The organism is Streptomyces sp. NPDC002669 (genome assembly GCF_042889165.1).
Taxonomy (GTDB): domain Bacteria; phylum Actinomycetota; class Actinomycetes; order Streptomycetales; family Streptomycetaceae; genus Streptomyces.
In genome coordinates, this window is sequence record NZ_JBIAQQ010000002.1 from 275,869 (window position 1) to 288,964 (window position 13,096).

General features: G+C 71.8%; 10 protein-coding genes and 1 pseudogene. 5 read left to right on the forward strand and 6 right to left on the reverse strand.

The annotated features are described in order from the left end of the window. Positions 1-89 precede the first annotated feature (89 nt). Positions 90-671: pseudogene (locus tag ACFYW1_RS03665) on the forward strand (class I SAM-dependent methyltransferase); the annotation flags it as partial. Positions 672-981: 310 nt separating this feature from the next. Here the strand turns inward: ACFYW1_RS03665 and ACFYW1_RS03670 are convergent. Further along, positions 982-1,425 (reverse strand): hypothetical protein, encoded by a 444-nt coding sequence (locus tag ACFYW1_RS03670; RefSeq protein ID WP_388986422.1) that lies wholly within the window; start codon positions 1,423-1,425, stop codon positions 982-984. A 449-nt stretch (positions 1,426-1,874) separates the two neighbouring features. Here ACFYW1_RS03670 and ACFYW1_RS03675 point away from each other — a divergent pair, with 449 nt between their 5' ends. Then, on the forward strand, positions 1,875-2,891 hold the full coding sequence (locus tag ACFYW1_RS03675; RefSeq protein WP_388986425.1) for a CorA family divalent cation transporter: 1,017 nt from the start codon (positions 1,875-1,877) through the stop codon (positions 2,889-2,891). Positions 2,892-3,258: 367 nt separating this feature from the next. Here the strand turns inward: ACFYW1_RS03675 and ACFYW1_RS03680 are convergent, their stop codons facing one another. Next, positions 3,259-5,574, reverse strand: coding sequence for an ATP-binding protein (locus ACFYW1_RS03680; RefSeq protein WP_388986428.1), 2,316 nt, complete (start codon positions 5,572-5,574; stop codon positions 3,259-3,261). 137 nt (positions 5,575-5,711) lie between these two features. Between ACFYW1_RS03680 and ACFYW1_RS03685 the strand changes: the two genes are divergently transcribed. Together ACFYW1_RS03685 and ACFYW1_RS03690 are read left to right on the forward strand one after the other, a co-directional pair. Beyond that, on the forward strand, positions 5,712-6,602 hold the full coding sequence (locus tag ACFYW1_RS03685; RefSeq protein WP_388986431.1) for a hypothetical protein: 891 nt from the start codon (positions 5,712-5,714) through the stop codon (positions 6,600-6,602). Between the two features lie 77 nt (positions 6,603-6,679). Beyond that, positions 6,680-7,393 carry a hypothetical protein gene (locus tag ACFYW1_RS03690; RefSeq protein WP_388986434.1) on the forward strand — a complete coding sequence of 238 codons (714 nt, stop codon included), beginning with the start codon at positions 6,680-6,682 and terminating at the stop codon, positions 7,391-7,393. A gap of 550 nt (positions 7,394-7,943) precedes the next feature. Here ACFYW1_RS03690 and ACFYW1_RS03695 read toward each other — a convergent pair. After that, positions 7,944-8,657 (reverse strand): response regulator, encoded by a 714-nt coding sequence (locus ACFYW1_RS03695; RefSeq protein ID WP_388986437.1) that lies wholly within the window; start codon positions 8,655-8,657, stop codon positions 7,944-7,946. A 25-nt stretch (positions 8,658-8,682) separates the two neighbouring features. Then, on the reverse strand, positions 8,683-9,981 hold the full coding sequence (locus ACFYW1_RS03700; RefSeq protein WP_388986440.1) for a sensor histidine kinase: 1,299 nt from the start codon (positions 9,979-9,981) through the stop codon (positions 8,683-8,685). 717 nt (positions 9,982-10,698) lie between these two features. Between ACFYW1_RS03700 and ACFYW1_RS03705 the strand changes: the two genes are divergently transcribed. Then, positions 10,699-11,421 carry a DUF4232 domain-containing protein gene (locus tag ACFYW1_RS03705; protein ID WP_388986443.1) on the forward strand — a complete coding sequence of 241 codons (723 nt, stop codon included), beginning with the start codon at positions 10,699-10,701 and terminating at the stop codon, positions 11,419-11,421. A gap of 43 nt (positions 11,422-11,464) precedes the next feature. On the opposite strand, the gene ACFYW1_RS03710 is transcribed toward ACFYW1_RS03705, so the two are convergent. Next, positions 11,465-12,592 (reverse strand): serine/threonine-protein kinase, encoded by a 1,128-nt coding sequence (locus tag ACFYW1_RS03710; protein WP_388986446.1) that lies wholly within the window; start codon positions 12,590-12,592, stop codon positions 11,465-11,467. A gap of 43 nt (positions 12,593-12,635) precedes the next feature. Next, entirely contained in the window at positions 12,636-13,088 is a 453-nt protein-coding gene (locus tag ACFYW1_RS03715; protein ID WP_388986449.1) for a hypothetical protein, read from the reverse strand. Positions 13,089-13,096 lie beyond the last annotated feature (8 nt).

Below are 13,096 nucleotides of genomic sequence, written 5' to 3' on the forward strand. Positions count from 1 at the left end.
CAACCCTTCACCGGAGAACTCCTCGTACCCCCCTCCCTCCACGGGAACGAGCAGTGCCTCGGGGGAAGCGGGCACAGTGATCTCGGACCATGTCCGAGACCTCAGTGGTGCACTTCTACGACGAACTGGCTGACGACTACCACCTGATCTATTCGGACTGGGACGCGAGCATTCGTCGGCAGGGAGACGCCCTGGCCGCCCTGATCGGCCAGGACCGCTCGACGGTCCTCGACTGCTCCTGCGGCATCGGTACGCGGGCCATCGGCCTGGCGCTGCACGGGCACCGGGTCACCGGGACCGATCTCAGCCCCCGCGTCGCCCGTGAGGCCGCCCTCCGGAACCTGGACCTGCGCACGGCCGCGGCCGACATGTGACGCCTCCCGTTCCCTGATGGTCGGTTCGACACGGTCGTCTGCGCCGACGGTGAAGAACGAACCGTCACCTTCCAGCTCTGGCACTGGCACGACGACGGCGAGCACTACGGCCTGGAGCACTTCCAGCTCCTTCCGGCAGCCGGAGAATGGCGCGTCCAGGTCCGTCGTACCACTTACTGGGCACTCGGCCGGGACCGGCTGGCCGGCCTCGCGGCCGAGGCCGGGTTCGTCGACCCCGAGTGGCGGATGCCGCAGGAGACGGGCTTCTTCCAACCACTGCTCGTGGCCCGTGCCGGTGAGTGGATGACCCCACCTCCCGGGGCGGGAGGGCGGGCGTCAGCCGGCCTCGGAACGTCTTGTCCAGGTCGCCGCCGAGGGCGAGCGCACCGCGCACCCGGGGTGCGAGGACGTGCGTGGAGGCGTTCTGCGGCCCGCAGGCGATCCCGGCTGTACACGTCCGCGGTGTGCGCCGCGTACGCCGTGGCGCTGTGAAGCGGGCCGACCGGTGCTGTGGCGTCGGCATCGCCCTCCGCCACGACAAACGCCCCGATCGCTGCCCCACCGCGGCACCCTGATCCGGCTCGACCAATGCTCGACAAGGCACGACCTAGCGGCGGTCGCCTTCACAGGCGTCGAGGCGTACGGCGGACAGGTAGTGCGTGCTCCGAGGGTTGACGTCCGCGGACAGCAGGAGTTTGCGGTCCGACGGTTCGAGGACCTCGGTCAGTTCATGGATGGGGTAGCCGAAGAGGTCGAAGTCGCCGAAGGCGACCGGCACGTCGGCGGCCCGGTCCGGGACGCGCTCGGTTCGCTCGACGGTCAAGTGCCCCATGGTCTGTTCGGTGCAAGCCGTGCAGGCATAGGCCGTGACCAGGATGTCGCAGTGAACGAAGAAGAAGGTCCAGCGCACTCCACACATCCACCCGGCGGCGCGGATGTCCGCCAGGGTCGACGCCGTCCACTGCGCCGCATGCTCGGTCATGCCGAATCGCAGGACGCCCGCGTTCGCGGGGAGGACGAGCCCGGTGCCGGGCATCAATCGAAAGGTCACTCGAAGCAGTGTGCCGGAACGCGTCGGTTGGGCCATCCGGTCTGCGTTCCGTCGGAGGAGGGGAGGAGCGGAGGAACGGCCGGAGGCCGGCGAAGGGGGCGGGGCATGCGGCCCCGGGCCTACGCGAGGGGCTGCTGCGACCGGTCGGCCCCTGGCTCCCACCGCCGGACGATTGACCACCCCGTCCACGGCCTTGTCATCTGATGGGGCCGGTAAGGGGGCATTTCGGGGTCCCTGCCCGGAGTGCAGCCGCCGCACCGGCCGTACCCGCCTGGGCGGGCGTTCGTTGTACGGCCCTCTCGGTCTCAAAATCCCCGAGGTCGGCGCGTATGTCCGGTTCACGGTGCTTGCGCCGTGAAGATGGATTCCGGCACGGCCTCGGGCGGCGAGGCGTACAAGGTGGCCGTGGACGGCCTCAGTGACCCATGGCGGGGATGATGATCGTATCGATGGTGTCGATGCCGGAAGGAACGGTCACTCGCACCCACCTGTCGGAGGCACGCAGGCATCTGGCGGCGTCCCGTTTCCTGCTCGTGGACATCGAACTGCCAGAGGAGGGCCCACCATCTGACGGGAGACCGTCCGGAGCAGAGCGGCCCGCCGAACCCGAGCAACCGCTCGCCCACCTTCTCGGACTGGAGGCCAAGGGCGTGGCCTGGCTCGGCAGGGAAGACGAATCGGCGCGGGCCGAGTTCCTCGGGGACAGCGCCGCGTTCGTCGTACCCATGCTCCAGGGGGCCCGGATCACACACGTTCACGCCTTCGTGACCGAGCACTACCTGATCACGGTGCACCGGGGACCGGCCGGGCCGATCAGGAGCCTCATCGCCGGACTGCCGCACGAAAGGCCCCCCGACAGCGTGGCCATGCTGTTCCTGCTGCTGGAGGAGGCCCTGGCCACCTTCCGCCGATCCGCGGTGGAGGCACTGCTGGAGGTGGAGGACCTGGAGGACGAGATGTTCCAGCACCGGGACCCCCAGCAGGTCTACCGGCTGGCCCGGCTGCGACGGCGCGGGGCGCTCCTGCACCACGCGCTCCTGCCCTACCTCCAGGTGACGGACGAGATCTTCACCCGCCGGATGATGAACCCCGGCTTCCCCGAGGAGCGCCAGAAACTCGCCCGTGACTACCAGCACACGGCGCGGCTGGTGCTCACGGACATCGAGTCCCTCCAGAACGCCGCCCGTCGTGCCTTCGCCAGTTACTCCTCCCTGGTGTCCGGCGAGCAGAACAACGTGATCAACCGGTTGGCGATCGTGTCGACGATCTTCCTGCCCCTGACCTTCCTGACCGGCTTCTTCGGCATGAACTTCACCTACCTGACCGACGAGTTGGAGAGCAGGAGCATCTTCTGGCTGCTCGCCGTGGGACTGCAGGCGGTATCCCTTTTCATCGCCCTCTACGCGCTGCACCGCACCCGGCTCTGGCGGAGACTGCGCGATGACGGCAGTACCGACTTCCAATAGCAGGGCTTTGTCACGTGTCCGACCGGGACACGCCGACATGCCTCGGCCGACTGCCTCCCCAGCACCTTCGCCGTGGGCGTGGGCGCGGGTTACGAACGCCAACAGGTGGTCCTGCCATGCGGCGCGGGAGAGGCCCACCTCGCCCACGAGCCCACCTCGGCACCGTCGAGCACGTCCCCGACGCGCTCGCCGACACGCTCGCCCGTCGCCCGGCTCGCCGTCGGTCACGGTGACGCCTGCGCGTCCGACATCTGGCTTCGTTCACTTCACTTCAAGGGACAGCATTTCTCCGCGAGTTCGAGTTTTGGCTCGTACTCCGTGCAGCTGTTACGGATCGGCGAGCCCGACGGGCCGGTGCCGCGCGTTGTCAGTTCCCGGTGGTCACGTCACGCTGCTCGTACGTCCACACCGCCAGCTGCGTACGCGATGTGAGCCCCAGCTTGCCGAGGATGCGCTCGACATGGTTCTCCGCGGTGCGCTGTGCGATCGTCAGCCGCACCGCGATGTCCTTGTTCGTGAGTCCTGCGGCGACCAGCTCGGCGACCTGGCTCTCACGCCGTGTCAGGCCCGGCCTCCCGGCCGGGTCCTCCAGCACGTATGCCATCGCCTCGTCCACCGTCGCCCGCGCCCCGCGCCGGAACTCCCGCTCGAAGACCGCTCCCGGCAACGACTTCCGCACCTCCGCCTCGAAGCGCAGGTGCTGCCCGCGCATGAACGGCGCCGAGCCGAGCCGCCCGCCCAGCGCCTCCCACAACAGGTGCAGCACACCCAGCAGCCGGGCCGCGCGCCGCGGGGCGTCCCGCGTGCTCCACGCGATCACCTCCACGCACATGGCCACGTCCCACCAGTCCTCGAACGGCCGCAGCAGGCCGATGGCCGCCCGGGCGTGTCCGATCGCTTCCGCGGGCGCGTCCGCGCGCCGTGCCAGCAGGGCACGGGCGAGCAGCGCCATCCCGCGCAGCCACGACTCGCCCCGCGTCCGCGCGGCCTCCTCGACCTCGTCGCACGCCTCGGCGGCCTCCTCGACGTCACCTCCGTAGGCGTGCGAGATGGCGAACTTGACCCGGCACTCGAACGCCGCGTCGAAACACCCCTGCACACGGAACTCGTCGCACGCCCGCGCGAACAGCCCGACGGCGTCCGCGAAGTCCTCGCGCCAGACGGCGAGGATCCCGTGGTGATGCCACACCCACGCCATCTCCCGCCGATGGCTGCCGGCCCGTGCCGCCTCCTCGCACGCGGCGAGCGCACTTCGCACCTCGGCCTCCGGGGCGCCCTGCAGAATGCCCAGATACATGTCGGTGACCAGTGCCCGGACCCGCACATCCGTGTCCGGGCCGCCGTGCGCCCGGTCGGCGGCGAGCAGCAGCGACAACCAGCGGCGCCCCTCGGACAGCAGCCCCGCCGTGAGCCAGTAGTGCCGGGGCGACACGGCCAGGGCCAGCCCGGCCCGCGCCTGCCCGGGCCGCTCCAGACAGAACTCCAGGGCCGCGCGCAGGTTCGGATGATCCAGCCGCAGCCGCGTGAACCAGTCGACCTGGCGGGCCCCGAACCACTCCTGCCCGGCCCGCGCCGTCAGCTCCGCGTAGTGGTCCCGGTGGCGGGCGCGGAGCACGTCGAGCGAGCCCGAAGCGACCAGCCGCTCGTGCCCGTACTCCCGTACCGTCTCCAGCATGTGGTAAAGCGAACGGCCGTTCTCCTGGCGGCAGTTGACGATCGACCTGGCCACCAGGGCGTCGAGTGTGTCGAGCAGCGCAGCCGCCGGCAGCCCGGCGTCCGCGCAGACCCGCTCCAGCCCGTCGAGATCGAAACCGCCCCGGAACACGGAGGCTCGCGCCCACAGCAGCCGCTCGCGCTCCGTGCAGAGCTCGTGGCTCCAGTCGATCAGCGCGCGCAGGGTGCGCTGCCGGTCGGCGGCGACCCGACTGCCCCCGGTCAGCAGCGCGAACCGGTCCGTGAGCCGCTCCAGGATCTCCCGCGGCGTCAGGCTCCGGACCCGCGCCGCGGCCAGCTCGATCGCGAAGGGCAGCCCGTCCAGGCGGCGCACCAGCTCGGCGACGGCGACGGCGATGGCGGTGTCGGCCTCCGTCATCGCGAAACCGGGCAGCACGGCGGCGGCCCGCTCGACGAACAGCGCGACCGCCGGATTGCCGCTCAGCGCACGCATCCGGCGCCCCGCGCCCGCGAGGTCACCCGCCTCCGGCACGGGCAGCGGCTCCACCGGAAACACCTGCTCGCCCGCGATCCCGAGCGGCTGCCGACTCGTTGCCAGCACGCGCAGCCCGGGGGCGCCGCGCAGCAGGGTGTCGGCGAGCCGGGCGCAGGCGTCGACCAGGTGCTCGCAGTTGTCCAGGACGAGCAGGACCCGCCGCTCGCCCAGCCGGGCCACCAGTGCGGCCGTCGCATCGGCACCCGGGAGCCCCGGACGGGCCACGTCCAGGACCCCCAGAACACTCGTCGCGAGCAGCTCGGGATCCCGCAGATCGGCCAGCTCGGCGACATGCACCCCGTCGGGGAACGAACCCGCCACGTCCGAGGCCACCCGCAGCGCCAGCCGCGTCTTGCCCACACCACCGACCCCGGTGAGCGTCACCAGGCGGGCACCGGACAGCAGCTTCGTGATCCGCGTCGTCTCCGTCCGCCGCCCGATCAACGACGTCAGCTCGCCTTCCCCCGTCCCCATGGGCAGTCATTTTACGGTCGTACGAAGACCGGAACCGGACGACCAGCGGGCACAATTGAGTAGTTCTCCCGTATCCCCGCACGCACACCGGTCCGACACTCGACGACGTGGAACCGGACGATCATGTGAGGTGTGCGTTGACAGCAGACGCGGCGGCGAGGCGCGGCGAGGGGGCCGGACGGCTGGGGGAGCGGGTGTGGACCTACCAGGGAGCGGTGTCCAGGCGCCCCCTGACCGTGTTCGTCCCGCTCGTCATCGTGTTCATCGTGATGTGCACCATCGCCGACGACCACTACGACGAGGGCTCCTTCCGCCTCGCCCTCTGGGCGATCCCCCTGGCGGCCGCCGGGTGCGCCGCGCTCAGCGTCCGGCACACCCGCATCCGGCTCCACGAACACGAGCACGGCTTCGAGTTCCGCCGCCCCGGACGCCGCACGCTGTGCCACACCTGGGACGAGATCGCCTCCGTCGAGACGACCAAGGTGTCCGTCCGCATCAACTTCAGCCACTCCCACGACGTGGTCAAGACCGTCCTCCGCCCGTACGAGGGCCGCCCGATCCGTCTCAGGGACCTGGACTACGTCAAGGTCCGTCAGGAATCCGGATTCTGGCGCCTGGCCACCCTGGGCCCGGTCGACAACGCCCGGCCGTTCACCACACGCGCCTCCCGGGAAGTGGCCGAAATCGTCGCGGCGCTGCACCTGGAGGAACTGGCCGCGGGCGGCGAGCTGCGCTGGGGCGCCCTGACGTTCACCCGTGAGGGCCTGACGCTCAAGCCCTTCCCGGGCCTGCTGGACTGGTCCCGCATCGCCCTCGTGTCCGCCGGCCCGGACAACGGCGTCCGCCTCGACGTACGAGACCTGTCCGGACACGTCGGCAGCCCGGCCCTGAAGCCCCGCGCGACCAGGGCCGGCTACAGCACGGAAGGCGACCGCCTGGACGTCTTCACGCCCGTCCGCCGCCCCGGATCGGACTACGCGGCACTGGGCATCGTTCTCGCCCACGGCTCCGCCCCGGCCGACCGGTGACCGGGCCGGGGGAGAACAGGCTTCCCGACCTCGGCCCGGTGATCGGGCGGCACCCGGTGGACCACCGAAGACGATGGGTGAACGCGGGTTGCGCACTGCTCGTGGCCGTTCCGTCGGGCTGGCTCGGCGCATGGAGCCTGTCCGCGACCGGCGAGGGCACACCCGGCAGCAACAAGGCGGTCGGCCTCCTCCTCGGCCTCGCCCTGGGCGCGGTGATCATCGCAGTGACCCAGACCGTCCGGGCCCTGCGCGGCGAGCGGGGCGAGTACTTCGAGACACACGAAGAGGGCCTGGTCCACGGATCCCACCGGGGCGCCACCGGCCAGCCCTGGCACCGCGTCACCTCCCTCCACATCGAGGGCGACGCCGTGAACGCCCTGGCCGCCCGCCTCGGCAACGGCTACCGCATCGAGATCACCTTCGACGACGGCACCCGCCTCCGCACCGACGGCCTCGCGCGGCACGCCGCCGAGCTGGGACGCGTCCTGCTCCTGCGGTGCCCGCACATCGCACTGAAACCCCGCGTCCCCCGGTACGCCAAGGCAGGAGCCTGGCTCCTGGCGGGCGCGGCGGCCTGTACGGCAGCGATCATCGCCATGATCGTCTACATGGCGACCCACGCGACCGGCGAACGCCGCACCCACCACCTGGCCGGCGGCCTGACGGACGTCACCACGGAACCGGGCATCGGTGAAACGGGCATCATGTTCCTGGTCTTCGCCATGATGGCGTGCGCGATCACCGCGATCACCCTGGTCGTCGCCTACGTACGGGGCCGGGCTCACCGCTGAACACACCCACATGCCCGCCCCCCACGCGCGATCGTCAGGGCGAGCGAGGCACACGTACGTCCCGGACGCCCCGAAGCGTTCCGCGGCATGATCGTTTCCGCGGTGCGCGAGTTCCCGCCTGCCCGGGGGAGCGGCCGAAGGTTCCCCATCGGCGCCGATGACGTACCGGACGGTGCGCGGCGGTTGGCCGTGGACGCCGATACCGAGGTGGTGCTGCCCCGGGCCACGACCGCACGGGCCGCCCCGGGGACGACCGGTGCGACAGCGGGACGCCCGTACCGGAGGGCAGTCGGCAGACGGGCGCCATGACCCGGGCGGCCCGCGACGGAGTGGGACGGCGGTCGGCGGGATCCTCCAGCAGCGCTTCGGCCGACGCCTCGATATCGGACGGGGGCGGCCATCGGGGCGGTACCGGCCGACCCTTTGCCGTGCCTCACCCCACCGGGCGCCCGAACCGGCGAAATGCTGGTCGCCCCGGCCCGATATCCGGTCGGTACGCGCCCGCCCGGCGACCGGCACATGACCGAGTCGGCACCGCCGCGCGGCGATGTCACACCCCTGGTCCGCCCGGCCCGTCCGGCAGCACGTGGCCTTCCCCGACGCGCGCGATGCCCGACTCGTACGCGAACACCACCGCCTGGGCGCGGCTGCGGAGATTCAGCTTGGCCATCAGCCGGTGGAGGTGGGTCTTGACGGTGGAATCGCTGACGCACAGGCGCTCGGCGATCTCCTCGTTCGCCAGGCCCCGGGCGACCAGACCGAGCACCTCGATCTCGCGTCCCGTGAGCAGGCTCGTCGCGTCGGACCTGGACAGGACCGCCTGTTGAGGCTGCTGAACCTGGACGGCATGCTTCTGGACGAGGCGACGGATGCGGGCCGGGGCGACCAGGAGATCGGCGGAGAGGGTCGCGTTGACGGCGCCGATCAGCTGCTCGGGAGGCATGTCCTTCAACAGGAAACCACTGCAGCCGGTGCGCAGGGCGGCGTAGACGAACTCGTCTTCGTCGAAGGTGGTGAGGACGACGATCCGCGGAGCCGGCGCGAGACCGAGGGCGAGGATCTGCTCGGCGGCGGCGAGGCCGCTGAGACGGGGCATGTAGATGTCCATCAGGATGAGATCGGGGCGGTGTTCGCGGGCCGCGGCGACGGCCTCCTCGCCGTCCGATGCCTCCACGATCGGACCCAGCCCGTCCACCGTGCGCAGCAGTGTGACGATGCCGGCACGGATGAGGTGCTGGTCGTCCACCACCAGGATGCGGGCCACAGCGCTCCTCGCCCTCGGGTGTTGCTCACGTCATGGTCGGCCGCTGCCCCGATCCCGATCCTGAATCCGGGTCCGGCTCCTGAACCCGGGTCCGACCCCGGAGCGTGTCCTCCTTTGGGACGGGGGAGGAGACTTCCTCCCCCAGTGGGATGCGGAGGCGTACCTGGAATCCACCCCCGGGGCGTGCTCCGGCGGTCAGCGAGCCGTGCCAAATCTTCGCCCGTTCCCGCATTCCGATCAAGCCGTGCCCGGATCCGGGGGTGTTCGCGAACGCCCCCGGGGCGGCATCCGGCGCCCCCTCGTCCAGAACCGTCACGCGCAGTTCCTGGTCCAGATAGTCGACGGTGACGTCTGCGGCATGGGCCGTGGAGTGCTTCGCGACGTTGGTGAGCGCCTCCTGGACGACGCGGTAGGCGCACAGCTCGACGCCCGGGTGCAGGGGGCGGCGCGCCCCGGAGAAGTGCACGACGACGCGCAGACCGGCCGCCTCCAGGCGTTCGGCGAGCGCGGGGATGCGGTCGATGCCGGCGAGCAGGTCGTCGGGGATCGGCGCGGACGGGTCCTGCTCGCCCGTCGCGCCGCCGAGATCGTACGTACGCAGCACGACCAGGAGCCGGCGCAGGTCGTCCAGGGTGTCCCGCCCGGCCGTGGCGGCGATGCCGAGCGCCCGGTGGGCGGCGGCGGGATCGGAGTGGAAGGTGTACTGGGCGAGGCCCGTCTGCAGGGTGACGATGGTCATGTGCTGCGAGATCGTGTCGTGGAGCTCGCGCGCGATCCGGAAACGCTCGTCGAGCACCGCCCGACGGGCCTCCTGGCGCTGCTGCTCGTCGAGCAGGACGGTGAGCCGTCTCAACTCCGCGTTGCGCTGGGCAAGTCGGCGCTGGGTGAGCCCTACGGCGCAGGCCACGGCGGGAACGATCAACGCCTGTACGACCGTCACGGGCCAGGGCAGCCGGCCGCATATTCCGCTGAGAGCGATGACCGCGGCCAGCAGCACCGCACCGTGGACGACACGGCCGCGCCGTTCCCTGGCGCAGACGGAGACGAACGCGATCGTCGGGCACCAGAAGTTGAGCGAGGGCTGATACCCCAGGAGCAGATATCCGGCGAATCCCGCCGCCGTGACCACGAGCACGCCGGACGCCCGCTTCTCCCGGAGTGCGAGAGGCAGGGCGATCAGCAGGGTGAGCAGGTACGCCCCCGGGCCGAACGGCCGCCACGGCTCCGGGTGGTAGAAGGTGCCGATCAGACAGCCGGCGACGGCGAAACCGACGGCCAGGGCCACCGGGGCCGACCGTGGGCGGAGGGCCTGCAGCGCGGGCATCCGGACATGGTAGATGAGGGTCCCCAACTGCTCGTTCCTCAGGGTGAGTCGAAAGTGGTCACCGGCCTCGCCGGTGACGGGCGCCGCACTCGGCGTCGGCACGGGCACCGGCGCCTTCGACGGACCGCGGGCATCGGCAGGTGCCGGTGCCCGCCCGGTCGTGGGCGGCAGGAGCGCCCCCCGTCGCCGCTCCTGCCGCCCGTACCGTCGCCGGCCTCCTTCGCGGGTCGGCACGTGTCGAGCCGTGGCCCGGCGTGCCCGAACCTCCCCCCCCGCCGAGCGGACCGGCCCGGTGGAACGGCCAGGGCGCCATCCCCTCGCCCTCCCCGTCCATCCGGTACGCCGACCATAGAGAAGGCGGACGTGGCGGGCATCCGGCAGCGGTTCACCGGCCCCGTCGACTTCCGGAGTAGTCCGGCCCACGAAGGTCGACCAGCACGGCACCCCGACCGTGCCAGGGGCGGCAGCGGTCAACCTGAGGGTGACGGCGCCGGACCGGCGCACCGCGGGGGTACGGCAGAAGTTGGCGCGGAAGTTCAACCCCGTGTGGGACGTCGGCTCAGGCGGCGGTCCGTATCTTCTGAGATCACGACGCCCCGGAGGGCCACCGGCGCCGCGATCGGAAACGAACCGGGGGAAGTCGCCGCCGGCATGCCCTCGACGGGGCGTGCCGCATCACGCAACGGCAATCACGCAACCGCACACGGGGGAACCACCATGCGTACCGCACGCAAGACCTTGAGGAACTGCGCCCTGGGAGCCGCGGCCGTCGCCGCGCTGCTCTCGACCGCCGCCTGCGGCCCCGACTCCGGGGCCGAGGGCACGGGGAGCACACCGTCCGGCACCGCGAGCGCGAACCCCGGCAAAAGCGCGAGCGTGACCCCCACCGCCGCACCCGACGCCACCGCACCCGGCAGCGGCGGTCCGCAGGGGGCGACCACCGGATCCGGAAACTCCGGCGGATCGAGCGACAAGGGCGGTGACGGTGGTGACGGCGGGGGCGACGTCGGTGGCGACGGCGTCCCCGGCCCCCCGTGCACCGACGACAACTTCACGATCACCGCCTCGACCTCCCCGCACGACTCGCTCCAGCACATCCTTCTCGCCGCCACCAACACCGGCGACAAGGCGTGCGTCCTGGGCGGATATCCCGCGGTGGTCTTCGAGGACGCGAACCATCAGGCGAGCGTCATGAAGTCCCAGCTGGAGGAGTTCCTGGTACAGCCGGGCAAGAAGGCGTACGCGGGCGTCCGCCTCTTCCGGACCGACGCGCCGACGACCGCGGTGAAGAAGATGGGCGTCAGCCTCTCCCTGGAGGGTTACGAGCAGAACGTCCCGCTGCCCGGTGGAGCGGGTTTCGTGAACATCGACAAGGACCCCGAGGTCACGTACTGGACCGGCAGCGAGGACCTGGCCGTGAAGCAGTCGCTCGCCGAGTGATCCCCACGCCCCTGCTCACGGGGCCGGGAAGGAACGGCCGTGGTCAGTCCTCGGGAATGAGCGGCTGCCATTCGTAGCGTCGTGTGTCGGGAACGTGCGCGCACGACAGGGCGTAGCCCTCGGGGCTGAAGGCGACACCGTACTCCTGGTCCGCGGGGCAGGAGGTGAAGGCGGAAGGCCCTTCGGGATCGGCGGGACCGCGCTCGGCGTCGGGGGGAACGGCGCGGGTGGGGGCGCCCGACGGGCTGTTCCCGCCGGGTGTGGTCGGGCCGCCGGAACCGCCGCTGAGCAGTACTGCCGTCGTGGCGAGGCCCGCGAGGAGCACGGCCCCGGCGGCGAGGGCCGGCCATGGGCGCCGGCGGTGGGAGGACCGGTCGGCGGCGGGAAGGGGCGCGTCGCCGAGCTGGTCGGGGACGATGAAGGTCTCGTCCTGCCACTGCAGGGGCCAGCTCTCGGGCCCGAGGGCGAGGCGGGCGGCGGCGATCGCGTCGCGGGCCGCCGCGGCGGTGGGCCGGTGCTCGGGCCGCTCCGCGGTCATGGCGGCGAGCAGCGCCGGCGGTGCGCCCAGAGCGCGCAGTACGAGTCCGGCGGCGTAGACGTCCTGGGCGGGGGAGCTGTCGGCCCCGGCCCGGACCTCGGGGGCGAGGTAGTCGGGCGTGCCCGGGACGAAGGCGGGAGCGGTGAGCTGGAGGTGGGGCAGGACGCGGGCGATGCCGAAGTCGCCGAGGCAGGCGTGGGGGCGGGCGGTCCCGGTCGCGGCGAGGAGGACGTTCGAGGGCTTGACGTCACGGTGCACGAGGCCGGCGGCATGTACCGCGACGAGCGCGTCCAGGAGCTGTTCGGCCAGGAGCAGGCCCACGGCGGGCGGCAGTTCGCCGTAGTCGGCGAGGAGCCCGGCGAGCGTGCCGCCGCGGACCAGGGGCAGCACCAGCCATGCCTCGCCGTCGCGGACGAACCAGTCGACGGGGGCGAGGACATGGGGGTGTCCGATGCGTACCGACTGCTCGCACACGAGCCGCAGCAGCGACTCGATGTCGGCACCGCCGGTGACCTTCACCGCCACGTCCTCACCGCGACGCGTGTCCACGGCCCGCCAGACCGTGCCCTGCGCGCCGCGCGCGATCGGCGCGAGCAGCCGGTACCGGTCGGCGAGCATCGCCCCTGCTTCCATGCGCCGTAGCGTACCGGCGCAGGGGTGCGCCGGTACGCCGGTGTCAGGCGCCGGCGAGCGTGAGGATCACGGTGTCGGCGGTGGTGGTGATCTGTACGGCGGTCGTGCCCGAGCTCGCGGTGAACGTGCCGCCGATGTCGACCACGGTGTACTGGGCGCCTTCGAGGGAGGACCGGTAGGCGTCGAGCGTGGCCTCGGGGTCGTCCGTACGGTAGGTCAGGACGTACGCGTTCTTGCTCCCGGTCACGGAGGTGAGTTCCCCCTTCGGCAGCGGCAGGCCGGCGGGCAGGTCGTCCGGGGCCTTCACGCCGGAGGCGGTGGCGTCGTCCGAAGAGGCGTCCGTATCGCCGGCGGTGGCGTCGTCCGCAGCTGCGGGGGCGGAGACGGCGGGCTTGCCGGAGACCTCGGCCTCGTCGCCGTCGTTGCCGCAGGCGGTCAGGCCGAAGACGGCGAGGGCGGCGACGGCGGCGAGCGAAGTGGTGCGCGTCCAGGACATGATGACAT